The following is a 23273-nucleotide window of genomic DNA, read 5'->3' as shown; positions in this document are numbered from 1 at the left end:
TTTGACTATACTATACAAAAAATCTTTTGTCAAGCTTTACCTTTTTATATAAAACCGCTGAGCAAGCTCTGTACGAGGCACGCCTGCATCCGCCAGACCAAATGCCAGCCCCGCCAAAATCTCCGAGACCGTCCAGCCGCTTTCGATCGCCCACGGCCCCCAGCCTATGTCGTTAGGGATCCCGTAAACCTCCCATTTTTCCACGTCAAATCCGCGGGCCCAGCCCCCATTGATCAAGGGATTTTCACTATGAATCTGCGTACGGATCATAAAACCAGCCGTCTCCTTCCACAGCGTATAAAAATACGAATCCCCCGTCACCAGATACGACTGCCAAAAGGCAAGCGGCAGCCAGTTCATCGAATACAGCAGATCAACAACCGGATCCCCATTTTGGCTAAGCAGCGAGCATTCCCCATTCTCTTTTTGACTGCACGCCGCCTGATAGCCCGAATCCCACTCCGCATACGCACCGCCTGCCCGCTTCATTTTCTGCAGGTCCTGAGTCACCCGGTAAAGCCACTCCCGGTGCCGCGCCTGCCCCGTCGTCTGATAGAGCCAGGCCAGCGGCAAAATCAGCCGGCACAGCTCCTGCGTCTCGCTATGCTCGCGAATCGTCTGCGGATATGCCGCCATCAGGCTTTCCATTCCTGTGATGCCCGTACGCACAAAATCCTCCCGCCCAGCCAGCTTTCCGCAGAGCAGCAGCGCCGCTGCAAAATAGGCGTTATAATGCGCACAAGGAAAGTCAGCCGGTGTCTTAGCAAGGCGCTCCATTTCCGCTTCGTCCAGCAGACAATTGTCGGTTCTCATCACCCGAAGCCCATCCGGCCCCGTTGTTTTTTGAAGAAATTCTAATGCCCTGCAGCAGGCATCCAAATAGCGTGTGTCCCCTGTATACATCATTTTTAGCAGACTGGGAATGATAACGCGCGCGTTATCATCCTGATAGCATACATTCCACGCCAGATTGGTCCAGCGCAGCATGCCGTCATAAGGTCCGCCCTGAATCTGCATCCGCGTATAGCAAAAGGCTTCTAACTCGTCCGAGGTTTTCAGGCTTGCCCGGCTGCCTGTAAGCAGATAGTCTGCAAAAAATGCCAGTGATGCCTCGCCTGCACAATCCGTGCGGATGGTTTTAGCCAGTGCCTGTGAGCCATCCGGATGAATTTCGGTCATCATGCCTTCATATACACCGCGTTTTCCATTCTCAAGGAGCATGCCCGCTTCATGATACCAGCTCCTACCTAACTCAATGCAGTCTCTGAGCTGAGTCTCAAAATGAGCCTCTTCTGCGCTCTCCGCCAGCCAATAGGCCTGTTTAACTGTCAGCTGCGGGAGATGTTCCCCGGTAAGCCATTCTGCAATCATGCGCACCAGCGCCTGCCAGCGCGCCAAAGGCGCAAAGCGTGCTTTCACAAAATTACAAAGCCGAAACGCACAGATCATCAGCTGGGGCCGCTCCTTCCACAGCGCCCAGCCTGAGAGCTCTGCCTTGTCCTGCTCCTCTATCTCTGTCTGATCATGTCCGCTGGCAAATTCCTTATAATATAGCAGCGGTTCTTCCATCCTTTTGCTAAAATAGGGCTGCGCATACTGGTTGCACTGATCCTCCAGCAGGTTCCCCGGCGCAAGCCCTGCTATTTCCTGACTGACTACCAGCCGTTTAAAACGCGTGGATGCCACCGGCGCTGTATATACATCCGCTATGCTGCTTACATATTCGCTGAAAATTTTTTTACCAGCCGCCAGCTGCTGCTCGATCTGGATACGCGCCTGCGCCTCCAGCTCCATCGGTTTTTCTTCCGTTCCTCCTAGTAAAACTAAAAAATCATAAATTGAAAGATCATACGCCGCAATATCCTGCGGATGAATATAGTCTATCTGATAATGAGGAATCGTCTCCAGAAAGAGACTAAAATCGCTTTTTTGCTCGGTAATGACGGCTGCTGTATGTATCATATGATTTCTCCTTTGTCGCTGATTGGGCTAAGTATATCCTATTATGACGTCTTCTTCAAGAGATGTAGGGACAGATCTGCTATATCCGATTGCCGCATTGCTTTTTTGCCTGTCCCCCGCTATAGTTATAAATAAAAAGGAGAGTGCCTTATGTATTTACAATATAAAAATCTGACGATCCGAAATGCCTGTGCCTCTGATGCTCAGCAGCTATCAGCCTGGTGGAACGACGGCAAGGTGATGGCCCATGCCGGATTTCCCAATGGGACCGGAGAAATGCCGGCGCAAATTACCGAAAAAATCAGCCATGATGCCGATGACATCCACCGAAGACTCATCTTAGAGCTGGATCACTGCCCCATAGGAGAAATGAATTATCGCAATATAGGCAGCTATACTGCTGAAATTGGCATTAAAATCTGCGATTTCAGCAAGCAGAACCGAGGCTATGGCAGACTGTTTCTGAGCATGCTCATCGATTCACTTTTTCAGGATATGGGATACCAAAGGATCATTTTAGACACCAATCTAAAAAACACCCGGGCGCAGCATGTATATGAAGCGCTCGGGTTTCGGAAAGTTCGGATCCGTGAAAATGCTTGGCGCGATCAGCTGGGCGAGCTGCAATCCTCAGTTGACTATGAGCTCTGTCCAGAGACCTTCATCAATTTTATAGCTAAAACCAGTCTCAGCTGATAGCCGAGCAGCAGCTAAAATCGCTGTCTATATAGTTGGCTATCATCTTCGCTTTGATCTTTCTCTTTGGACAAAGCGAGCACTGACAGGATGTCATGCCGCTTTCTTCCGGAAGAACAAATTTAATGCACCGCACCGTAACATCACGGCAGCTATCCTGATGATGCGCTGGAACCGTAAGAGTTTTCAGGCCGCAGGAAACCTCCTCGCCGCATGCATTTTCTTCCGTTAAAATAATGGCAAGCGCAACTCTTTTTCCAGGACAAACGCTTCGGAGTGTTACATCGAGCTGCAGAATTCTTCCCAATGACTCAAGGGCAACCTCCCCCGCATTAAACTCAACCGAATCCTTACAGCCTTCAATGCAGATTTCCACAGGCTGCGGACATTCCTCAGGGATAACAACCGTTTCGCAGGTCACTTCTATCGTTGGTGATGGAAATACAACATGATTGTTTTCATTATCACTATACGTGATGCTCTCATTCACCTCCACGCTCCCCGTGCATCCGCCAACATGCTGTACTGTAAATTCAAGCTCAGCTGCTTCCGAATGATCTACGCCAAGCTCAGAGATTTTCCATTCCAGCGAATTGGCATTTACAATCATGGCCGTTCCGACCTGCGGCGCCGTGATGGAGATTATTTTAAAACACGAATTAACCGTTTCCTTTATTTCAATTCCCGTCGCCCCGGGTTTTACGATATTCCGGGCCAGATCCTCAAAAATTTTTTCAAGCTCCTCATCATCAGGAGTGATGGCTACATATGCGGAGGCCGGCTGCGATGCCCATGCGTCCAGCGCCGCCTCATCGATCCCGCCGGACCCCGAAAGTCCTATACAATAAATCGTAATCCCTTCTGCCTTTGCCTGCGTGGTAACAGGCACCGGATTTCCTCCTGCCGTTGTTTCCCCATCTGTAAACATGACCATTACCTTTTGATTTGCAGACTGCGGATCAAACAGCTCTAATGCCTTTATGAATGCATCCTCATGATTCGTAGATCCGCCGGCAGACAGGGCATCTACCGCTTCATCCAAATCTGCCACAGAGGTTATCAGCTGCGTATCCTGCGTGGCCACACTGGCAAAGCTCACAATTCCTATGCGGCTCCCATATCCGATTTGTCCATCCGGACCGCCGTCCGTCGCCTCATAGATAATCTCAATAAATTTCTTTGCTCCATTTTTCAAATTGGCAAGCGGACTGCCGGCCATGCTTGTGGAACGGTCCAATATCAGCACAATATCCGTCGGGTTTGACACGATGTCCGGTCCGGCCGCCATCGAAAGTGTGATTTTAAATATTCCGCCGCATTCAATATCCGAGGCAGAAAGCTCTTTATTCGCTGTTACTACTCCCATAAATGAATCTCCTTTCTATACAATCAATCGACTCTATTTGCAGTTTAGAGTCAATTTATTATATGTTGGCAATCCACAATGGTACATCCTTATCAAGACTTAATCTGCCGCGCTATTGATATCTGAAAGGCTTTCCGATTCTCCCCGTACGGCACAATAAAAAACGCTATGATCCATGATACGTACTCTCTTCACTGGACAATCTAGTAAAGAGGGTGCGTATCATCTGTGCATCATAGCGTTTCTCTGCGTCTGCTTTTATTTCTTTATTATGCCTCTGAAAACTGATCCTTGCCTACTGAGCACAGCGGGCATGCAAAGTCTTCCGGAAGATCCTCCCATTTGGTTCCGGGCTCGATGCCGCCCTCCGGATATCCAGCTTCCTCATCATATTCCCATCCGCATACGTCACACACATACTTCATAGTAGTTCTCCTTTCTACTCTTCATATCCTGTAAAATATAAAATAAGACGACAACTCCTGTAGAGAATCACCGTCTTATTCACTGCGGATGAAGGGACTCGAACCCCCATGATATTGCTATCACTAGAACCTGAATCTAGCGCGTCTGCCAGTTCCGCCACATCCGCTTAACCATCCTCGCGAGGTGCTCTCGCAAGGACGTTTACTATATTAACACAGGACACTCTCCGTGTCAACCCTTTTTTCAAGTTTTTGTAAAGGCTTATCGGCGTTTTCTGATCTCGATGTCGCCGCTCACGGTATCGCCGTCAATCTCCGTCCTTCCATTGCCATAAATCTGACGTTTTTTCTCGCTCACCGTCGCAAACTCACTGCTCAGATCGCCGCTCACGCCATCGACCTCAGCCGTAAAGCCCTCATTCTCCGGCAGGTATAAAACCAGATCACCGCTCACAGTATCCATATCAATTTTATCCGGCATCTCTCCGATCGTCACCTCAAAATTTCCGCTGACCGACTCGATATCCACTGTGCGGCAGCTTACCTCATTCACCTGCCAGCGCCCGGAGACCCCTTCCATGTCCAGCTCATCCAGCGTAAATTTACCCGTCATCGTCACATCAGCCGAAACCACTTCCAGATCCAGCTTCCGCAGCTCCTGCGGCAGCGTCAGATACAGATCCTTGCTCGGCGTATTGCCGAACCAAACAGTTCTTCTATATTCACGGATAATCAGCTTACGGCCGTCCACCCGGTAGCTGACCTGTTCATCCTCATCCAGACTGTGACTGGCCTCTTCCTTAAATGAGATCTGCGTACCTTCTTCAATGATCAGCTTGCCGCTCACCCATTCCACCTGCACCTCATCAATCTCTGATGCATCAAAGCTAGCCTCACCGGACGTATATCCGCTGCCATCGCCGCCAAAATGCCACGGCCAGCCAAATCCGCTCTTAAAGCCAATCCCCCATGCCAGAATGCCGGTGAGGATGACCGCCACAAGCGACCATAATACGATTCTTACAATCGTCGAACTTTTCATAGCTTCCCCTTTCTTTGCCGCACGGCGGCAAAATGCTCCTATTTACTGCTTTAATTCAAAAATGGCCTTCACCACATTTTCAATCGCAGCTCCGATCAAAAATATGACCCAGGTAATATGCCAGGCATGCGTGGTAAAGCTGACTACGATATAGACCACGACCACAAGGCTTGTGATCGCCCCCTTGATGGCTTTGTAGAGCTTTTTCTGGTCGCTGCTCTGATCCTGCCACTCCTTGAACTCCTCCACCACGGAATCGTCGCTCTTTTTGTAGCTCAGCTTGGTCATGTTGTTGTAGATAAGCAGGCCGGTTGCGATGGCTACCATGACAAACATGGCGATCACGCCATACTCTTCCCAGATAATCACCGGTATCACACATAAAATATACAGCATCACGGCAATGGATACGCAAAGGGCGGAGCGCCTTCTGCTCTGTTCGATCTGTTCTTCCGTATAACGCGGCATTTGATTTTCCTCCTCTTTAATCTGTTTTAATAGTTCTGAAATATCGCCGACACTGGCTATGGCTATATTATACGCCGCCTCCTCGCTTTTTCCCTCGGCAAGAAGATCATGATATTTCTCGATGAGATTCTGCAGCATTTCTTCTTTGAGCTCAACGGTGCTGCGGGTGGGCTTTGCCTGTGCAAACAGGTGATCCATGTATTCTCTTAATTTTCTCTCCATCTACTTTTCTGCCTCCACTAATAGCTTATCAATAATTTGTTTGGCTTCCTCCCATTCGCTTTTCAGCTTTTGATATGCGGCTCTGCCTTCCTTGGTGATAGAATAGTAGCGCCGCCTGGCGCCGACCGCTTCATCGCCCCAGTATGAATAGATATAGCCGGCCTGCTCCAGACGCCGGAACGCCGTATAGAGCGTAGCTTCTTTTAGTTCATACTGCTCATTGGTTTTTTGTCCGATGGCCTTATTGATCTGATATCCATAGCTATCTCCCTGTATTAAGTGAGATAATATAATTGTATCGGTATGCCCCCGGATTAGATCCGATGTAATCGACATAGGCTCCTCCGTTCTCCTCTTCATTCTGATGCCGCTATTATATTCTTATATACCTCATCTGTCAAGGTATATTCTAAAATAAAATACTTTATATTTGTTAGTTATCGGACCGCAGAATTTTCCTGCGCTTTTGATTGACAGCGCTTCCTTAAAATGATATGATGAAACCAAACTTAGGGCCTCTGTGACTGACGGAAATAAGGTGGGATACCACCGGGAAGCAGACGGCCGTATTTGCCGGCAGTGCCGGCAACCTTTGAAGGCTGTGCCTTAGATGCTGCCTTTCAAAGCTAGGCCGACCGTCTGGGCAGCACCGAGTACTCATCCTACTGCGATGCTGTTTTTTTATTTCATTATCATACTATAAGGAGGATCTCATGCAATTACGATCTATTGACCAAGAGCTTCAAAATAATTCCTATCCCGGCCGCGGCATCATTATCGGCCGCAGCGCGGATGGCAGCAAGGCCGTGACCGCCTATTTTATTATGGGCCGCAGCGAAAACAGCCGCAACCGCATCTTTGTAGAGGACGGCGAGGGCATCCGTACACAGGCCTTTGACCCGGCCAAGCTCACCGATCCCAGCCTTGTCATCTATGCGCCGGTCCGCGTGCTCGGCAACAAAACCATCGTCACCAACGGCGATCAGACCGATACCATCTATGAATACATGGACAATCAATTCACCTTCGAGCAGGCGCTGCGCACCCGCGAATTTGAGCCGGATGCTCCTAATTATACCCCCCGCATCTCTGGTATCATGCATATCGAAGGCGGACGGTATCATTACGCTATGTCAATCTTAAAAAGCGATAACGGAGATCCGTCCTCCTGCCTGCGCCATACCTTTACTTATAACAACGCTAAGCCCGGCGAGGGACATTTTATTCATACCTATCAGGGCGACGGCAACCCGCTGCCCAGCTTTGAGGGCGAGCCTGAGCTGATCTCCATTCCCAATGATCTGGATGATTTTACCCAGCTGCTTTGGAACAGCCTGAACGAAGACAATAAAATTTCTCTGTTCGTCCGCTTTATCGATATTGAAACCGGCTCCTATGAGACACGGATTATCAATAAACATCACTAAGGAGGATTTTCACCATGAATGAAATGCAATTAAAATATGGCTGCAATCCCAACCAGAAGCCATCCCGCATTTTTATGGAGGATGGCTCTGATCTGCCTATTAAAGTGCTCTGCGGCCGTCCCGGCTATATCAATCTGCTTGATGCCTTGAACGGCTGGCAGCTGGTAACAGAGCTCAAAGCCGTCAGCGGCCTTCCTGCTGCTACCTCATTTAAGCATGTATCTCCGGCCGGCGCCGCTGTCGGTCTGCCGCTCACTGACACGCTTAAAAAAATCTACTGGGTGGAGGATGTCAAGACCTTCTCGCCCCTCTCCTGCGCCTATGCCCGGGCCCGCGGTGCAGACCGCATGTCTTCCTTCGGTGATTTTATCGCTTTGTCTGATGTATGCGATGTGCCCACGGCCCGCCTCATCAAGCGTGAGGTCTCCGACGGCGTGATCGCGCCCGGCTATGAGCCCAAGGCACTGGAGCTTCTGCAAAAGAAAAAGGGTGGCAATTACTGCGTACTGGAAATTGATCCTGCCTACCGTCCTGCTCCCCTTGAGCGCAAGCAGGTCTTCGGCATCACCTTCGAGCAGGGCCGCAACGAACTCAAAATCGACGAAAACTTTTTCAGCAATATTGTTACGCAAAACAAAGAGCTGCCGGACAGCGCTAAGATCGATCTGGCCATCGCCATGATTACGCTCAAATACACGCAGTCCAATTCTGTGTGCTACGTAAAAGACGGCCAAGCCATCGGCATCGGCGCCGGACAGCAGTCCCGCATCCATTGTACCCGCCTGGCGGGAACCAAGGCAGACAACTGGTGGCTGCGGCAGGCTCCCCAGGTTTTGAATCTGCAGTTTGTTGACCACATCGGCCGTGCGGACCGTGATAATGCCATTGATCTTTATATCGGCGAGGAGTACATGGACATCCTTGCTGACGGCGTATGGGAAAATACATTTAAAGAAAAACCGCCTGTATTCACCCGTGAGGAAAAACGCGCCTGGCTTGATCAGCTTACCGGCGTAGCCCTTGGCTCCGATGCCTTCTTCCCCTTTGGCGATAATATTGAGCGCGCCTTCAAGAGCGGCGTCCAATATGTAGCTGAGCCGGGCGGCTCTGTGCGCGATGACAATGTGATCGCTGCCTGCGACAAGCATAATATGGTAATGTCCTTCACCGGACTTCGGTTATTCCACCACTAAGCTTAAGGGTCCTTAAGTATGCTTTTTGATCGGCTGTGATGCGGTAGCTCTCGATCGCCTTTTGAATGGCTTTGTTATGCGTCCATTTTGGCAGCTTCTGCTGCTCGATGTAAGGAATCGTCGCCTCGTACTGCTTGGCCAGTGCTGTAGCAAAGTACCAGGCGACCGCCATCTTCACATAGTACTCTTCGGAGACGGCAGATGCTGCGAGAGTCAGGTATTCCGGGCGGAAGGCTTCGTCCAGATAGAAGCTCATGAGCATGACAAGGCCAAAACGAATCGTATAGGGATGTGAGCTTCTGATCCAGCTCTCTACCACCGGGATAAGCTCCGGCAGGTGCTTTTTGAAGATCTTGGGCGACATGATATCGCAGGTGGCCCAGTTATCCACATAGGGAAGGAAACGGTCTAACTCCTGCAGGCACAGCGCATAGTCCTTAAGCTCTGAAATCAGGAGGGCGTGCAGCGTATTTTCATCATAATACGAATGCGGCAGGTCCTGCAGGAACTCTGCAATGTACGGATCCTTGATCAGCTCCTTGGCCAGCTTTCTCAGCGCCGGTGTGCGCACGCCGATAATTCTATCGGGGCTGATTGTAGGGATCAGTCTGCTGTGAAAGTCCCGATAGGCCGTATCCTGCAATTCAAAAAGCCGCTTTTCTATGTAATTTTTCACCAGTTATACTCCTTTGCAAAATTTTAGATGATGAGGTATTTGAAATGAAACCAATCAAAGAAGGAAAGGTCCGTGAAATTTATGATAACGGCGACAGCCTGATCATGGTGGCTACCGACCGTATCAGCTGTTTTGATGTGATTTTAAATAATGAAGTGACCAAAAAGGGCACGGTGCTGACACAGATGTCTAAGTTCTGGTTTGATCTGACCAAGGATATCGTGCCGAATCACATGATCTCTGCCGACACAAACGATATGCCGGAGTTTTTCCGCCAGCCGGCCTTTGAAGGCAAGAGCATGCTCTGCCGTAAGCTGAACATGCTGCCCATCGAGTGCATCGTGCGCGGCTATATTACCGGAAGCGGCTGGGCCAGCTACCAGAAAAACGGTACCGTCTGCGGCATCACACTGCCGGAGGGCCTGCAGGAATCCGACAAGCTTCCGCAGCCCATCTACACCCCTTCCACTAAGGCGGAAATCGGCGATCATGATGAGAATATCTCGTTTGAGCAAAGCATCACCCATCTGGAAAAATATTTTCCGGGCAAGGGGGCTGAATATGCCGCCAAGCTGCGTGACTACACGATCGCGCTTTATCAAAAATGCGCTGATTATGCGCTGAGCCGCGGCATCATCATTGCTGATACCAAATTTGAGTTCGGACTCGATGAAGCCGGCAATATTGTCATCGGCGATGAAATGCTCACGCCAGACAGCTCTCGCTTCTGGCCGGCCGAAGGCTATGAGCCCGGTCACGGCCAGCCCTCTTTTGACAAGCAGTTTGCCCGCGACTGGCTGAAGGAAAATACAGACCATAACTGGACACTGCCGCAGGAGGTTGTGAACAAGACAATTGATAAATATTTGCAGGCCTATGAAATGCTGACCGGCAAGGCTCTCTAAAAAGCTGCTTTTCAAGCCTTCCAAAATCTTCTTCAGATTTTGGAAGGCTTTTTTTGCTTTCTGCGCCGATAAACATCATGCACGATCAGCGATAAACAGCTTACTACAATCAAAACCACGATCAAAATGGCGCAGTTTCTGAAAAATGCCTCCGGCAAAATCGTAATCACAGCATCCTCTTCCGGAGAAAAAATCCAATTGCTTTTCCCCGGGAAGAAAATCTTATGAAATACCGCAAAGGCTCTCCCAAAATCCAGCGCGGCAAGGCCTGTCAGCAAAGCAAAAACAGCCAGCAGGCTGCTGCCCGCCCAAAAGCCGGCTCCCCGCCCTCTAAAACAATAGAGCGGCCTCAAGGCTCTTTTCCGCATAAAATACCCTGCCAAAAGCACACAGCCGCTGACCGCGGCTGCTCCTAAATCGAGCATAAAAAGCCACCTGACATCCACAAAATGCGCACGCCCCTGCGGCGACCACGGCAGTACGCCCGTTGAAAATTCTCTGGATAAGCCGGTGCAGAAATCCAGCATTTCCGAATAGGCCTGCATAATCTCCTGCTTGGCCAGCCCTGTTTCTGCTTCTAAGCCCAGCGGGCCAATCTGCAGATAAAAGAATGGCCGGCACAGGATGGGCACAGCGATACTCGCCGTTAAAATAAACAGAGCTGTGCAGATAATCATCAGAAGCGCCGCGGCCCTGCTCTGCCAATCTTTATTCTCCATTGGTCTGTCCCTCCCTTTCCTCTTCATATGCTGATAAAACAAGCAGTACCTGCGCAGGCAGATAAAACAGCCACATCCCTATGCTGACCCCCTGCGGCCATATCAAAACCGGCAGATAGGCCTCTATATTGTGCAGCCCCACACAGATATCGCAGCCTAAAAACAACGTCAGGCCCCAAGCCGTCAGGCGATCACTACATGTTTTACGCGGCTTTCGCAGCGCCGTCATAGCGCTCACGGCAAGCTGCGTAAAAGAAAACGCTGCTGCTGCCGTCAAAGGCGCCAACAAATCCAGTCCATACAAAATAAGCAGCGCAGCACCATAGCTCATCCCGCGGATGACAAGCCCCCGCTTGCCGCAGCGCTTCCCGAGCCTAAGGGCATATAGAAGCTGCACCGCGCAAAAGCACAGCACTCCTATGAGGTACTGCCTGTCCAGCAGCAATAAAAATGTATCGGCCAGCACAGTCAGCAAAAAGGCTGTCCGCATCAGCCACTGTCTTTTTGTCAGCAGGAAGACACACAAAGCGCATAAACAGATCGAGGCATATTTCCATTCTGCCGAAGGCTGCTGCCGTATATCCAGCATCAAAAACAGACCGTAAAGCAGCAGCTCCGCCGCTATAAAGACTGCCCTTATACGTTGCCGCATCCGCTCACCTCAAACACGGGATAGGCATGATCGGCATGATACCCCAGCTTTTCTGCCAGCGCTACCGAGCCCAGATTCTGCGCATCCCAGCTTGGATACAGCCCCCTCTCAAGGCATGACAAAATGAGCTTGGCGCCGCAGGCCAGCGCCAGCCCCCTCCTGCGATAGGCAGCATGCGTATCGATCTCAATCTCAATGCCTTCCCGATACGCCGAATAGCTGGAGGCGCCGGATACAATCCGGCCGTCATGCAGCGCTACAATGCCGAGCCCATATTTTCGGTAGATCTCATAATTTTCAAACTGTGCCACCAGATCCCTTGTCCAGCCGTCCTGAAGACACTGCTCATACAGGCTCTCGTCAATCTCCTTCAGCCTATATTCTGAAGGCAGATTCTCTACTATCTGCTGCAGCTTTCTCCTGTCAAAAATATCCCCTTCTTTTTTAATGGCGTACCGCATTCTCCTCTGCGCCCGTTCTCCCCAGCACTCCGCAATCAGCTCTTCCCAGGCCGCATTTTGCGCTGCCATAATCATAAAATCCCGTATATCCTCCGGAGGCTGATAAAGCACCAGCTCTCTTTCCGGCCGGCCGGCAAAAAAACAAAAATCTCCCAAACGAGCGACGGCTGATCTGGGCGCCGTCACATCCGTGACATAAATGCCGCCCATCATTCCCTGCAGGCATGACCAAATCATGGTCTCCTGCCAGCCCTCAAAAAGAGGCGCTGCCTTGTCCGTATCCTCTAATCGCGTGACCATTTTCTCTTCTCCTTCTTATCATATAATAGTTAATATTCGCTGTTTTTGTCAGATTTCCTTTTTTGTATGGAATTTTCTTTTTTTACATATACTACCGTCAAGTTTATCCCATAAAGGAGCCTGTCATGACGAAAACCCAGAGTCCTGCCGCATCGAAAGCCGAATATAAACGCATGATGCAAAAGCCCATACCCGGCCTATTGCTTTCCTTGGCGCTGCCTACCATGGGCAGCATGCTGATCACTTCTATTTACAATCTGGCCGATACCTTTTTTGTTGCCAGACTTGGCGTAGAAGCCTCCGGCGCCGTCGGCATCACCTTTTCGCTGATGGCGCTCATCCAGGCCGCCGGCTTTACGCTGGGCATGGGCGGCGGCAGCTTGATTTCCCTCCGCCTCGGCAAGCGTCAGGTGCACGAGGCCGGTCAGATTGCCGGCGCCAGCTTTTATCTGTCGCTGCTCTGCGGTCTTTTGATCGCCTCCATTGCCTTTTGGCGGGAGCCCTTTTTGCGCCTTTTAGGCGCCTCTGAGACCATTTTGCCGCATGCCGTCTCCTACAGCCTCTATATTTTCATTGCCGCTCCCTTCCTGACCGGATCCCTCTGCCTGAGCCATCTGCTGCGTGCCGAAGGCAAAACTGCCCGCGCACTGCTGGGCATTGCCGTCGGTGGCTTTCTCAATATCCTTCTCGACCCCCTCCTTCTGCAGCCGCTCGGCATTCAGGGCATCGCGCTCGCCACACTCCTCAGCCAAGCGGCTTGTTTTGCCGTCCTTTTATCCGCATTTCTCACCGGTAAAAGCTCCCTTTCTCTCCGTTTTTCCGGCTTTCGCTTCTCTGGACGCATTTTCCTGACCGGCTTTCCTTCTCTGCTGCGTCAGGGGCTGGCGGCAGCCTCCGCCATCCTGCTTAACCGCTGTGCCAGCCTCTACGGTGATGCCGTCGTCACTGCGATGTCCATCGCCGGCAAAATTTTTATGATCGTTTTCACGCTCATGCTCGGATACGGCCAGGGTCTGCAGCCCCTCATCGGCTTTAACTACGCACAGCATAACACGCAGCGCATCCGCAGGGCCTTTCATTTTTGCCTCTGGACCGGGACCGCCGCCCTTACTCTTTTGGGCGCTCTCATATTTTGGCAGGCTCCTGCCCTCATTCGCCTGTTTATGGACGAGGCGGAGGTTGTCCGCATTGCTTCTCTTTCTTTGCGCGCCGGCGCGCTAACAATGCCGCTGCTTCCGGCTTGTACGATTGCGAATCTGAGCTTTCAGTCTGTAAACCGGCCTGTGATATCGTCCTTTCTGGCAGGGGCACGGCAGGGGTTGTTTTTTCTGCCGCTGATTCTGCTGCTGCCTGAGCTCTGGGGCGTACAGCTGGCACAGGCCTTTGCGGATGCGGCAACCTTTTTATTAAGCGTTCCTTTCTTGATATATTTTTTGCGTAAAGCGGTTGACAAAAAACCTTCAAAAGTATAGTATATAAGCATATGTAATGGATTACATTTTGATAGGAGGAAGAGTATGTTAACTCAATTACCCGTTGCAATTCAGGTCTTTTCTGTCCGTGAGGATGCCGCTGCTGATTTTAAATGTACTATGCAAAAGTTGAAGGATGCCGGTTATGCCGGCGTAGAGCTGGCCGGCCTGTACGGACATACGCCTGCGGAGATTCGTCAGGCCTTGGATGAAGTAGGCATCCCTGCGATCTCTGCGCATGTTCCCTATGTAGAGCTTTTGGCAGACCCAAAGGGCACCATTGCTGCCTATAAGGAAATTGGCTGTCGGTATATTGCTTTTCCTTATTTGAATGAGGATGTCCGCCATGGCACGCCCGTTTTTGAAGATACGCTGAAGCAGATGCGTCATATCTGCGAGGTTGCCAAGGAAATGGGAATCCCGATGCTGTATCATAATCATGATTTTGAATTTATCAAGCTGGAAAACGGACAATATGGCCTTGACTACATGTATGATGCAATTCCGGCTGACCTACTGCAGACTGAGCTGGATACCTGCTGGGTAAATGTTGCCGGCGAAAATCCGGCTGCATACATCCGCAAATATGCAGGCCGCTGCCCGGTTGTTCATTTAAAGGACTTCTACAAAGAGGGCGCTGCCTCTGATATGTATGAGCTGATTGGTATCGCTGAGAAGAAGGAAACTAAGGGCACTTTTGAATTCCGTCCTGTCGGACATGGCATGCAGGATATGCCGGCTATTGTAAAGGCGGCTGAGGAATCCGGCACGCAGTGGCTCGTCGTGGAACAGGACCGTTCCGTCGGACGCACTCCCATGGAAGCTGCTCTTTTAAGCATTCAGTACTTAAAGGGCTAATGCTGTAAAAAAGCCAAGCACAACTGTATACAGAAAAGCGCTAGTTCTGGTATTGGCCACAACTAGCGCTTTTTTATTAGTCGCATTTTTTGATGAAATCTATTCTTTATGCTTCAGCTCCATATAGGAAGCAATATTCTTAACACAGAAGCCAATTACCGCAATGATCATTAACACCGCTTTCCCTGTCCAAGTGCCGATCGCAGCGGCAAGCCACCCAAGCCTTGGCACAGATATAACCATTTTGCCCAGTACATAGGAGTATTTTACCGGCCGGATATCCTCCTGCTCATTGGCATCCCCCTTTGTAATCAGCTGCTTCTCTGCCCGTTCATTGGCTACCACCCGGTGCACAATCGTACTTGCCTGATTAAACCCGCCGTAAAAGGTGATGATATCGCCGGACTCCAGCTCCTGCGGCTGTATCTCCTTTGTTAAAATCAAGCTCCCTATTGGGATCTGCGGCTCCATGCTGCCGCTGATAACATGATAAAGCTGATAGCCAAAAACTCGGGGAATGGTAAGGATAATGCAGAGTAAAATCACGCCCCAGAGCAGAAGAGCACCTATCGCGTGCAGCCACGCGGTGCAGCGCTTCTTTTTTTCTTGTTTCATCTTCATTTCCTTTATCGCCGCTCTTTTCTCTTTTTCAAAATCACAGCAATCAAAATGACTACAACGAGCACCGCGGCAGCTCCGCCTGCCAGCACATATAGCATTTTCTGATAGGTGCTGCCTGAGGGCTCCTCATCCTCATTGGCATCTGCCTGACTTTCGCCGGAGCCCAACGGTACCGGATTATCATCTAAGTCGATGATTTCCTGCGGCCGACTCACTTCCTGATCCTCCTGCTGCGCTTCACTGCTTTCTCCTGCAGGTGCGGCTGAGGTCTCGGATGTTTCTTCCGCAGGTGCCGGCACACTCTCGCTGGTCTGCCCCTCAGAGCCTTCTACATAAACCGTGTTAACCACTGTCTCGATAACCGACTCTGGAACCGGCGTATAGTCAAATTCAAAAACATTTTCTCCGACATTGTCGCTCAGTGTTTTCGTCAGATTATAAGCCTGCGGCAAATACCCCTCCACATACAAGTACGGAACAACCGGCTTATCGCCAATCACGCCGTAATATACCTGCTCTTCTGCTAAGGGCTCGCCGGTAACGCTGCTTACATAGCGTACCCGATATTCGGCCATATTGCCGGCAATTCCATAGGCTACCACATAGGAAGCATCGCCCTCTACGGTAAAAGACGCATTCTTGGCCTCTTCATTATCATGACCGCTCTGACGGATTCCCTTGTTATAATACCGCGTTTCTAATAAGGTGACCGGATTATTCTCTGCTTGATTGGCCATATCACAGCTAACCTTATCACCATAGTGCAGTCCGCTAATCGTAATCAGCGTATGACTCTCATTGATCTCCTTGCTGACGCCAGATACATTGTCTCCCGTCACTCCAATGGCCGCCAGACTGTTTTCATTAAAAACGCCCTGCGCACCGGCAGAAATCGTCACCTGATATGTGTAGGGCTCCTGCTCAGCCTCTGCTGCCAAAGCGGGTATCTGCAGCATGATGAGGAGTACACTGCTGAGTACGCATGCTAAAGCTTTTTTAACAGATCTCATCATTTTTGCGTCCCCTTTCTTTTTTTCAGACAGACAAGCAGTATGATCAGCAGCAGCGCTGCGCCTCCCGCACCCACATACGGCCAGATTGATGTGGTATCGCCGGTCTTTGCGCCGGCAGTGCTGCCCGGTGTCCGCACGGTAATATACTGATTCTCTGTGCGCCGCTCTACCTCTGGTTCCTTAAATAACGAAGAAAGCTCTACGGCAAAATCCATTTTAAGGTCAGCGGCTGCATTTTGATACTGATTGCCGTTTGTCTCTCCATCCAGCCCTACGGTCAGCAATACCGCGCCCCTTTCCTGCTCTTTTAGCGTAGCCACATAAAAATAATCAGTTAATGAGATGGTTGCCTGCTCCAAGCCAACACGCTGCCCTATGACTTCATCTCCGCCCACTGTATTGCTGTTATAGATCACAGTTTCTGTTCCCTTTTCATCTATATAGCTCAGGATATAGCTATACGCGCCGCCGCTTGCCTGCACGCTTTTTTCAAAGCTATTCAGCACCTCGTTCTGCATATACCAATCCGTTGCCTCAGAGGCTTCATTGTGCAGCGCCACGCGCAAAGTGACTGTATCGCCGGGCTGAATCCGGCCCAAAACCTCGGTAAACTCTTCTCCCGTTTCCATATTGCTGACCAGCCTCTCGGAATCAAAAGTAACCAGCCAGCCTTCCTCGCCTTCATGCTCTGCGGCAGAAACGCCTGCTGCATTCAGGATACACACAGCCGCCATCAGAAGCAGCGCTATACATCGATTTATCTTTTTCATTTCTGCGCTCCTCCCTCTTTCAGACTGAGCACCCCATTCTCATCAATGGAAACCTCTTTGCCCCAGGCGCTGAGGATTGCCTTTTCTGCATTATTCGTCTGCACGGCATCTACCTCAACATCAATGGCAAATACGGCATCCTGATACGCATACGTTAATGTGATCACCTGGCTTTCCTCCTTCATGGAGGCCGCCTTCATGACCGCCTCGTCAATCCGCAGCGTATCAGCAAAGGCTGCCGTGCCCTCAACCGGTATAATGCCAGTATAATATAATACGATCTGCTCCTTTGTGCTGGCACTCTCATCTAATAGCCACGCACCGCCGTTTTCAGTCGTTAAAAGATGCAAATCAATCAGCTGCGGCGCTAGTGTCGTAAGCGGCACCCCCTCTTGGTTTTGCCACCGCTTTTTTATAATGACTCGCACATACTCATCGATATCGCCTGTATTTTTAACACTGAGCAGTTCCTCATAGGTCTTGCCGGGGACAATCTGCGTTTCCCCTTCTTCCAGCAAATGACTGAGGATCGTGCCGTGTGTTGCCCCTTCAGCCTGCGACTGACTCACCAATCGCTCTCCCTCTAAAAGAGCAACGCCAATATTTTGCGTGCCGATCTGCGCCGTATATTCTCCTCCGGTCACCTGCAGACTTGCTCTGCTTAAGCCGGCTCCGGCCAGCCCAATCAATGCAGCCGCGCAGAGCGCGAATACGACGGTCTTAATTGAAAGAAGAGATTTTACGTTTTTCATGGTTAATTCTCCTCCCCTTCTGCAGCAAGCCTCATGCTCCAATCCGCATAGGCTTCTCCTTCTTCTGTATACAGAGCTGCCACGGCTTCATGCACCACCACAATATTAAACTCCTTTTCCAGCTTTTCCGATACGGTAACCTCGATCTCAACAGAGGACGCCGTTGTCTCTCCAGCCGCCAGCGGAAGCTGATACTGATACCAGCCTTCGGCAGCAGCGCTCCAGCCCTCTCCCGGAATCACCGCGACCTCCAGCCCCTCTGCCTGCGGATAGAAAGCCTTAACTCTGACAAAGACAGGAGCCCCGCCTTCGTTTGTGATGGTGACGGATTTATTCAGGTCCGTCACTGTTTCATGAATCGTTGTATCCGTACCCAAAACCAGCTCCTGCGTTCCTGCTTCCGTGGAATAGGCCGTAAAATATGCCAGCGTAATACCAACGGATATTCCTAGGACAAGTACGATACTGCCAAGCAGCATCCAAACTCTTTTTTTCATATCTTATTGCCTCCCTTCCTCTGTCATTCGCAGTGGATTCACAGAAAAATGCTGGGTTACGTTCCAAATCGAAATACCCTCTTCATTTTCCCCTCGGGTATATGCATTGATAATCCCTGCGCCGCTCACAAGCTTTTCATTATAATCGTTGACATACTGCGCTGTCTGCACTGGCACCTCGCCGGTGGTCTCATCTTGCTCCATGATCAGGGTCTGCAGCGCCTCTCCTGAAACCAGCTCATAACAGCTGCCGCTGTAAACCTCTTCTACCGTAATCACAGTTCCGACGGGGAATTTACCCATGGAAACATACTGCTGCCCCGGCGCTGCAAAGTCTGTGGTCAGTATATTGCTGTACAGCAGCTGGCCATCCAGCTCTGCCTTCACATCAAATACAAAGGTCGCGCCTCCCAGTGTGGCATTATAACGGTTTAGAGTTTTAATCAGCTGAGCTTCTCCCATCGGCAGCCGGTTGGTCACGGTCAGACGGATACCGCCTTCTGCGTCGGTCTGAGGCTCATCATACAGGATCGTATACTGTGGATTCAGCCCCTCCGCTGCCTCGGTAATGCGATAGACATAGGCCTGCCCTTCCTGATTAAATACCGGAAGTCCGGAAGCCTTGAAGACCCAGGCTCCGCTTGCATCTGCCTGCTCTGCGCTAAGCTCAAGCCTCTGGATCTCCTCTTCCGCCTCACCGGCGACGGATCTTTGCAGTATGATGACAATGTTTTGTGGCCTTAGGCCGTAAAGGTCGTCTTCGTCCTCCCATACCTTTGTCACCGTGATGTCCGTAAGAAGCGTATTGGTCATTACATAGCTTCCGTCCTCTGCTGCCGCGATCTCTGTCTCATATCCCTGCACCGGCTCTTCTTTCACTTCATATTGGTACAGCACGCCATCCAGATCATATTTAGGCAGCTGAGTAAATCTGTGCTGCCAGCTGCCGGCTGCATTAAGCTGCGCCGTTTGATGCTTTTGTCCGTTTTGCAGCAGATGGACGCTAATCTCATCGGGTCTTCTGCCGTATTGATCTTCCCCGTCATTCCATTCTTTTTGAACGGCAATATCAGTTGCCTGAATATTCGTATATTGAATGGCCGTCGCCTGCTCAGCGCTGCCGGTGATTTCTCCTGTATCGCTCAGCTGATGGTCGATATAGACCAGATATCCCTCTGGCGCCTCTTCTTTTACTGTATACGGCGTGCCAACCGGCAGTCCCGCAATCGTAGCGGTCTCTCCGTTTCTAAGGCTGATCCTGATCTGCTGATTATCATAGATAGGCCGCAGCTGCGGATTGCTGCTGGTATAATACGCATACTGTCCCTCGGCCTCCAAAGAAATCGTAAAGGCATAGCTGCCGCTTGGATCATCGGCATAGACTGTTTTCCCAATCGTCAGATCTGCTGAGGGTTCGTCCGTCTTGGTATTGGTTAACGTCCGTACATAATATTCGTCCGTCGCCAGCCATACCGGCGCTTCTTCCTTCTTCATCTCACTGACAGATGCCTCAAAGCCCGGTACGCTGGCTTCCACTACCGACCACTCTGCATCCGGATCCAGATTTCTCCAGGTATAGCTCCATCCATTAGTGGCACTCAGTACGATGCTGGCATCTTTACGCGTGGCCTGATCCACTACCTTGCCATTGCGGGTAAGATACACCAAAACCTGATCAGGATGCTGCACCGGCGTGCTTCCGTCAGCATTCTTCCACTCCTTCACAACCGTCATGGCCATCTGCTCTGTGCCAATCGTTAAATGTCCATTATTGGCAATCGCACTGCCCGGCGCATTACTGCTGTTTCCAGTAATCACAACGCCGTCTGCCTCCGCTTTTTCCTTTGCCCACTGCTTCGCCTCTTCACTCACTCCGCTGACAATGGCAAAGCCTTCCGTTGTATACTGATAATAGCTTCTCTCTGCTTTATGCTGTTTTGAAACATCCTTATAAAATGTGATGTCGCCGCCGCCAAGCGCTTCCTCTGACACGTACACCATATTATTTCTATTGGAGGTATAATGATAGATATCGATCGCCTCTGGGCCATATACGCTACCTTCGCGCTGATTGTCTGTAATCAGTGCGCCCGCTACTTTAAAAATAGCGGTTTCACCGGTGGGGCAGGTATATACGGCGCCATATTCTCCATAATGTTTGGCCAAATTGTCGGTCACATACACATTTTTCATTTTCAGGCTGGCGCCTACCTGCACCGAAATACCTGCGCCGGCTACATATTGAGAGTACAAAGTAGACTGATTATTGGTAATCGTTGCCTTGTATATTTCGCCGCTGGCGGTCCTTTCATAAGAGATACCGCCGCCTTCTGAATAGCTGGTATTATGATCGATCAGCACTCTGCCGCCGTTTAGACCCATATTGACAACCGCATAGTCGCGTGCATTGACGCCGCCGCCAATATTGCCCGCCGTATTGTAGGAAATCGTACCACCCTCCAGATTCACAATGCCATGCTGCACGTAAATGCCGCCGCCGCTTTTGGTTGCTCTGTTATTGATAACGGTACCGCCCTCCATGGTAAGCTTGCCTTGATTAACACTGATACCGCCGCCGTACTGCGAGACGCCATTACAGACAAGAGTACTGCCGGTCAGCGTCAGATGTGCTCCGCTTCCTACCTCAATGAGGGATTGCTTTGACTCGATATTATTGCCATCCACCTGCAGTGCGCTCAGCGTAACTGCTCCCTTAATGGCAAACAAGTGCGTACTGCCATGCTCCTTGCAGCGATACCATGTGATAGCAGCATCATTCAGATATGCTGCTTCTTCCGCTCCGACCGTCTGCAGGCTGCAGACATATATTTTATGAATCTCTTCTTTTTTAGCTATCTCATAAGCCTGCTGGATCGTATCGGTGACCCAGACATTTTCGCCTGCTGTATGACGCGCCTGCGCATCCAGATAGATAGTCTTCTCAACCGGCACCTCACTATAATAGCTGACTGCCCATTTTGCCGGCACTGTAGCTCCGTACTTTCCGTTATATTGTGAAAGTATATAGCTCACGCCGGATTCAGGATCCGTAAACGCGGCCGGCGTAAATCCGATCAGCTTTGTGCTTGGCTGTTGCTTCGCGCTACTCGTTGTGCCGCTGGCATTGCGAATATAAATCTCTGAGGAAGCGCCCATATCGCCAACCTTCTTAAGATCACCCGGCGTCAGATTATGATAAATATGGGCCGTTTCGCTCAGTGTATACTCGCCGTTTAGCGTCTTATCCGTACCAGCAGTACATAAATACGCACCGCCGCCGCATCCTTTAGTCGCTGTATTAGCAGTCACGATGCCGCTTTCAAATGTAATATAGCGTGCCTGTACATAGACGCCGCCGCCATTTCTTGCCGCTGTATTATTGCGAATCGCAGCGCTGAGCGTTACCCTGCCAATCTGACTGCTTGAATTGCTATACACACTATAAATCGCACCGCCGTCCTGCCCAGAAATATTATCCGTCAAAGAACCGCTTACTGTCAGCGTAGGCGCCTTCGCATAAATGGCGCCACCACTATTGCTTGCTGTATTGCCCGCTGCCGTAATATTTGTCAGATGAACCGCCTTTGATAGATAACTCATATCTCCGCCGAAGGCAAGCGCGCCGCCATACTTAGCCTCATTATTTTCAAATACCGTATTAGAGATCTCAACATCTTGATTGGTGCTGTAGACTCCAATAGCACCGCCTAAAACGCCGGCCGTATTTCCGGTAAAGCTTGCCCCATCTATTTTTAAGCTGGAACTACTAATATAAATCGCGCCGCCCCCAGTGGCACTGCTGCCTGCATGGTTATTGCGGAATGCACCGCCTTGAACTGTAAGGGATGCGCTGTATTCACAGCATACAGCACCGCCGTTATAGGTAGTATTACCATTTTCTAGATAGCAGTCAGTCAGCGTTACGGCCGCGCCGTTTGCATAGATCACGCCGCCTTTTGAACTGGTTCCTCCTACTTCCTGGCTGGGGTTTGCCCCGCTGCCTCTGAAGGTAACTCCCTGCGCCGTCAGCACATCGCCTGTGGCAAGCGTAGCAACGCGGTATCCTTCTGCCGCAATCAGGATTCCGCCGCCCTGCAGCGTTAAATTCAGTTTATTCCTTGTGCGGCTGATCATGGATGCGCCACTGCCCGTCCATGTTTTACCATTCATATCGATCGTAAGGGTCAGTGTTTTGGTAAAGGAAACGCTTTCCGTGATATCCTTCTGCAGTACAATGGTATCGCCGGAGCTTGCTGCCGCAATGGCTCTTGCCAGACTGGGATAGGGCGTATCTCCAATTGTGGCCGCCGGCTGCATGGAAAGAGCATAGGAAACCGCTCTTTGCTCCTCCTGCGGCTCTGCAGAGACCTCCTCGCTTTCCTGCGGTTGCTCTTGACTAAGCTCCTCAGCAGAAGTTTCCGGCTCACTTTCTTGAATGCTTGTTTCCGAAGACTCTTCTTTTATCTCTTCTAATAATGAGTCTTCCTGCGTAGAATTTTCTTCTGTAGAATTTTCTTCTGTAGAATTTTCTTCCATTGCCACTTCCATATCCGAGGCATCTTCTGCACTTACCGTCATCGGTACGGATAATGAATTAGAAATCAACAGTGCCATGCACAGCACGATGGTCAACATTTTCTTAAAAGTTTTCATACCTTTTCCTTTCTGCTTTTATTTTTATCCATATCGGAGAATTGATAGAGTAAGATATTTTCCTTTAATTTAAGACGCAGATTTTTCCAAAAATGGCTCAGTCTTTTTACTATTATATAAAAA

22 protein-coding genes and 1 tRNA gene are annotated in these 23273 nt (G+C 50.3%); 6 read left to right on the top strand and 17 right to left on the bottom strand.

Going from position 1 to position 23273, the window contains the following annotated elements; genetic code table 11:
• Nucleotides 1-36: 36 nt before the first annotated feature.
• On the bottom strand, nucleotides 37-1962 hold the full coding sequence (locus HFE64_05530) for a hypothetical protein (protein ID MCI8632926.1): 1926 nt from the start codon (nucleotides 1960-1962) through the stop codon (nucleotides 37-39).
• Nucleotides 1963-2112: 150 nt separating this feature from the next.
• On the opposite strand from HFE64_05530, the gene HFE64_05525 reads away from it, so the two are divergent.
• Nucleotides 2113-2658, top strand: coding sequence for a GNAT family N-acetyltransferase (locus tag HFE64_05525; protein MCI8632925.1), 546 nt, complete (start codon nucleotides 2113-2115; stop codon nucleotides 2656-2658).
• Here HFE64_05525 and HFE64_05520 read toward each other — a convergent pair.
• The 6 genes from HFE64_05520 to HFE64_05495 form a co-directional block, all read right to left on the bottom strand.
• Nucleotides 2651-4024 carry a VWA domain-containing protein gene (locus HFE64_05520; GenBank protein MCI8632924.1) on the bottom strand — a complete coding sequence of 458 codons (1374 nt, stop codon included), beginning with the start codon at nucleotides 4022-4024 and terminating at the stop codon, nucleotides 2651-2653. The two genes, HFE64_05525 and HFE64_05520, sit on opposite strands and share 8 nt — an antisense overlap.
• Before the next feature lie 269 nt (nucleotides 4025-4293).
• Nucleotides 4294-4449: a rubredoxin gene (locus tag HFE64_05515; GenBank protein ID MCI8632923.1), complete on the bottom strand. Its 156-nt coding sequence runs from the start codon at nucleotides 4447-4449 to the stop codon at nucleotides 4294-4296.
• 83 nt (nucleotides 4450-4532) lie between these two features.
• A tRNA-Leu gene (locus HFE64_05510) sits at nucleotides 4533-4616 on the bottom strand.
• Between the two features lie 95 nt (nucleotides 4617-4711).
• Entirely contained in the window at nucleotides 4712-5491 is a 780-nt protein-coding gene (locus tag HFE64_05505) for a DUF4097 domain-containing protein (protein ID MCI8632922.1), read from the bottom strand.
• A gap of 42 nt (nucleotides 5492-5533) precedes the next feature.
• Nucleotides 5534-6181, bottom strand: coding sequence for a hypothetical protein (locus HFE64_05500; GenBank protein ID MCI8632921.1), 648 nt, complete (start codon nucleotides 6179-6181; stop codon nucleotides 5534-5536).
• Nucleotides 6182-6517 (bottom strand): helix-turn-helix transcriptional regulator, encoded by a 336-nt coding sequence (locus HFE64_05495; GenBank protein ID MCI8632920.1) that lies wholly within the window; start codon nucleotides 6515-6517, stop codon nucleotides 6182-6184.
• Nucleotides 6518-6894: 377 nt separating this feature from the next.
• Here HFE64_05495 and HFE64_05490 point away from each other — a divergent pair, with 377 nt between their 5' ends.
• Together HFE64_05490 and HFE64_05485 are read left to right on the top strand one after the other, a co-directional pair.
• Entirely contained in the window at nucleotides 6895-7608 is a 714-nt protein-coding gene (locus HFE64_05490) for an inosine monophosphate cyclohydrolase (GenBank protein ID MCI8632919.1), read from the top strand.
• Nucleotides 7609-7622: 14 nt separating this feature from the next.
• Entirely contained in the window at nucleotides 7623-8801 is a 1179-nt protein-coding gene (locus HFE64_05485; protein ID MCI8632918.1) for a phosphoribosylaminoimidazolecarboxamide formyltransferase, read from the top strand.
• On the opposite strand, the gene HFE64_05480 is transcribed toward HFE64_05485, so the two are convergent.
• Nucleotides 8773-9480, bottom strand: coding sequence for a DNA alkylation repair protein (locus HFE64_05480; GenBank protein MCI8632917.1), 708 nt, complete (start codon nucleotides 9478-9480; stop codon nucleotides 8773-8775). The two genes, HFE64_05485 and HFE64_05480, sit on opposite strands and share 29 nt — an antisense overlap.
• A gap of 41 nt (nucleotides 9481-9521) precedes the next feature.
• Between HFE64_05480 and HFE64_05475 the strand changes: the two genes are divergently transcribed.
• On the top strand, nucleotides 9522-10382 hold the full coding sequence (locus HFE64_05475) for a phosphoribosylaminoimidazolesuccinocarboxamide synthase (GenBank protein MCI8632916.1): 861 nt from the start codon (nucleotides 9522-9524) through the stop codon (nucleotides 10380-10382).
• 32 nt (nucleotides 10383-10414) lie between these two features.
• On the opposite strand, the gene HFE64_05470 is transcribed toward HFE64_05475, so the two are convergent.
• From HFE64_05470 to HFE64_05460, 3 genes are read right to left on the bottom strand one after another with little or no spacing between them, the layout of a single operon-like run.
• Entirely contained in the window at nucleotides 10415-11059 is a 645-nt protein-coding gene (locus HFE64_05470; protein MCI8632915.1) for a TIGR01906 family membrane protein, read from the bottom strand.
• A gap of 31 nt (nucleotides 11060-11090) precedes the next feature.
• Nucleotides 11091-11753, bottom strand: a complete 663-nt coding sequence (locus HFE64_05465; GenBank protein MCI8632914.1) for a hypothetical protein — start codon at nucleotides 11751-11753, stop codon at nucleotides 11091-11093.
• Nucleotides 11738-12514 carry a GNAT family N-acetyltransferase gene (locus HFE64_05460; GenBank protein ID MCI8632913.1) on the bottom strand — a complete coding sequence of 259 codons (777 nt, stop codon included), beginning with the start codon at nucleotides 12512-12514 and terminating at the stop codon, nucleotides 11738-11740. The genes HFE64_05465 and HFE64_05460 overlap by 16 nt, the downstream gene beginning before the upstream one ends.
• Before the next feature lie 125 nt (nucleotides 12515-12639).
• Here HFE64_05460 and HFE64_05455 point away from each other — a divergent pair, with 125 nt between their 5' ends.
• Nucleotides 12640-13986 carry an MATE family efflux transporter gene (locus HFE64_05455; GenBank protein MCI8632912.1) on the top strand — a complete coding sequence of 449 codons (1347 nt, stop codon included), beginning with the start codon at nucleotides 12640-12642 and terminating at the stop codon, nucleotides 13984-13986.
• 45 nt (nucleotides 13987-14031) lie between these two features.
• The gene (locus HFE64_05450; protein ID MCI8632911.1) at nucleotides 14032-14844 is read left to right on the top strand and encodes a sugar phosphate isomerase/epimerase; all 813 of its coding nucleotides are present in this window, start codon (nucleotides 14032-14034) and stop codon (nucleotides 14842-14844) included.
• Between the two features lie 99 nt (nucleotides 14845-14943).
• On the opposite strand, the gene HFE64_05445 is transcribed toward HFE64_05450, so the two are convergent.
• Genes HFE64_05445 through HFE64_05420 form a run of 6 tightly spaced genes read right to left on the bottom strand, consistent with a single transcriptional unit; the run spans nucleotide 14944 to nucleotide 23150 of the window.
• A complete protein-coding gene (locus HFE64_05445; protein ID MCI8632910.1) occupies nucleotides 14944-15459 on the bottom strand; it encodes a signal peptidase I in 516 nt (171 codons plus the stop codon).
• An 11-nt stretch (nucleotides 15460-15470) separates the two neighbouring features.
• Nucleotides 15471-16478, bottom strand: coding sequence for a hypothetical protein (locus tag HFE64_05440; GenBank protein MCI8632909.1), 1008 nt, complete (start codon nucleotides 16476-16478; stop codon nucleotides 15471-15473).
• Nucleotides 16475-17248, bottom strand: coding sequence for a hypothetical protein (locus HFE64_05435; GenBank protein MCI8632908.1), 774 nt, complete (start codon nucleotides 17246-17248; stop codon nucleotides 16475-16477). The genes HFE64_05440 and HFE64_05435 overlap by 4 nt, the downstream gene beginning before the upstream one ends.
• Nucleotides 17245-18000 carry a hypothetical protein gene (locus HFE64_05430; protein MCI8632907.1) on the bottom strand — a complete coding sequence of 252 codons (756 nt, stop codon included), beginning with the start codon at nucleotides 17998-18000 and terminating at the stop codon, nucleotides 17245-17247. The genes HFE64_05435 and HFE64_05430 overlap by 4 nt, the downstream gene beginning before the upstream one ends.
• A gap of 2 nt (nucleotides 18001-18002) precedes the next feature.
• The gene (locus HFE64_05425; GenBank protein ID MCI8632906.1) at nucleotides 18003-18497 is read right to left on the bottom strand and encodes a hypothetical protein; all 495 of its coding nucleotides are present in this window, start codon (nucleotides 18495-18497) and stop codon (nucleotides 18003-18005) included.
• A gap of 3 nt (nucleotides 18498-18500) precedes the next feature.
• On the bottom strand, nucleotides 18501-23150 hold the full coding sequence (locus HFE64_05420; GenBank protein ID MCI8632905.1) for a Cna B-type domain-containing protein: 4650 nt from the start codon (nucleotides 23148-23150) through the stop codon (nucleotides 18501-18503).
• Nucleotides 23151-23273 lie beyond the last annotated feature (123 nt).

Source organism: Lachnospiraceae bacterium (assembly GCA_022794035.1).
Taxonomy (GTDB): domain Bacteria; phylum Bacillota; class Clostridia; order Lachnospirales; family Bianqueaceae; genus CALWPV01.
Note: the sequence above shows the minus strand (reverse complement) of the source record. Positions and strands in the feature narration are given on the sequence as shown.

Excerpts from the sequence above, each read along its gene's own strand:
- HFE64_05530 (MCI8632926.1), bottom strand. The coding sequence starts at position 1,962 with ATGATACATACAGCAGCCGTCATTACCGAGCAAAAAAGCGATTTTAGT.
- HFE64_05525 (MCI8632925.1), top strand. The coding sequence starts at position 2,113 with ATGTATTTACAATATAAAAATCTGACGATCCGAAATGCCTGTGCCTCT.
- HFE64_05520 (MCI8632924.1), bottom strand. The coding sequence starts at position 4,024 with ATGGGAGTAGTAACAGCGAATAAAGAGCTTTCTGCCTCGGATATTGAA.
- HFE64_05515 (MCI8632923.1), bottom strand. The coding sequence starts at position 4,449 with ATGAAGTATGTGTGTGACGTATGCGGATGGGAATATGATGAGGAAGCT.
- HFE64_05505 (MCI8632922.1), bottom strand. The coding sequence starts at position 5,491 with ATGAAAAGTTCGACGATTGTAAGAATCGTATTATGGTCGCTTGTGGCG.
- HFE64_05500 (MCI8632921.1), bottom strand. The coding sequence starts at position 6,181 with ATGGAGAGAAAATTAAGAGAATACATGGATCACCTGTTTGCACAGGCA.
- HFE64_05495 (MCI8632920.1), bottom strand. The coding sequence starts at position 6,517 with ATGTCGATTACATCGGATCTAATCCGGGGGCATACCGATACAATTATA.
- HFE64_05490 (MCI8632919.1), top strand. The coding sequence starts at position 6,895 with ATGCAATTACGATCTATTGACCAAGAGCTTCAAAATAATTCCTATCCC.
- HFE64_05485 (MCI8632918.1), top strand. The coding sequence starts at position 7,623 with ATGAATGAAATGCAATTAAAATATGGCTGCAATCCCAACCAGAAGCCA.
- HFE64_05475 (MCI8632916.1), top strand. The coding sequence starts at position 9,522 with ATGAAACCAATCAAAGAAGGAAAGGTCCGTGAAATTTATGATAACGGC.
- HFE64_05470 (MCI8632915.1), bottom strand. The coding sequence starts at position 11,059 with ATGATTATCTGCACAGCTCTGTTTATTTTAACGGCGAGTATCGCTGTG.
- HFE64_05465 (MCI8632914.1), bottom strand. The coding sequence starts at position 11,753 with ATGCGGCAACGTATAAGGGCAGTCTTTATAGCGGCGGAGCTGCTGCTT.
- HFE64_05460 (MCI8632913.1), bottom strand. The coding sequence starts at position 12,514 with ATGGTCACGCGATTAGAGGATACGGACAAGGCAGCGCCTCTTTTTGAG.
- HFE64_05455 (MCI8632912.1), top strand. The coding sequence starts at position 12,640 with ATGACGAAAACCCAGAGTCCTGCCGCATCGAAAGCCGAATATAAACGC.
- HFE64_05450 (MCI8632911.1), top strand. The coding sequence starts at position 14,032 with ATGTTAACTCAATTACCCGTTGCAATTCAGGTCTTTTCTGTCCGTGAG.
- HFE64_05445 (MCI8632910.1), bottom strand. The coding sequence starts at position 15,459 with ATGAAACAAGAAAAAAAGAAGCGCTGCACCGCGTGGCTGCACGCGATA.
- HFE64_05440 (MCI8632909.1), bottom strand. The coding sequence starts at position 16,478 with ATGATGAGATCTGTTAAAAAAGCTTTAGCATGCGTACTCAGCAGTGTA.
- HFE64_05435 (MCI8632908.1), bottom strand. The coding sequence starts at position 17,248 with ATGAAAAAGATAAATCGATGTATAGCGCTGCTTCTGATGGCGGCTGTG.
- HFE64_05430 (MCI8632907.1), bottom strand. The coding sequence starts at position 18,000 with ATGAAAAACGTAAAATCTCTTCTTTCAATTAAGACCGTCGTATTCGCG.
- HFE64_05425 (MCI8632906.1), bottom strand. The coding sequence starts at position 18,497 with ATGAAAAAAAGAGTTTGGATGCTGCTTGGCAGTATCGTACTTGTCCTA.
- HFE64_05420 (MCI8632905.1), bottom strand. The coding sequence starts at position 23,150 with ATGAAAACTTTTAAGAAAATGTTGACCATCGTGCTGTGCATGGCACTG.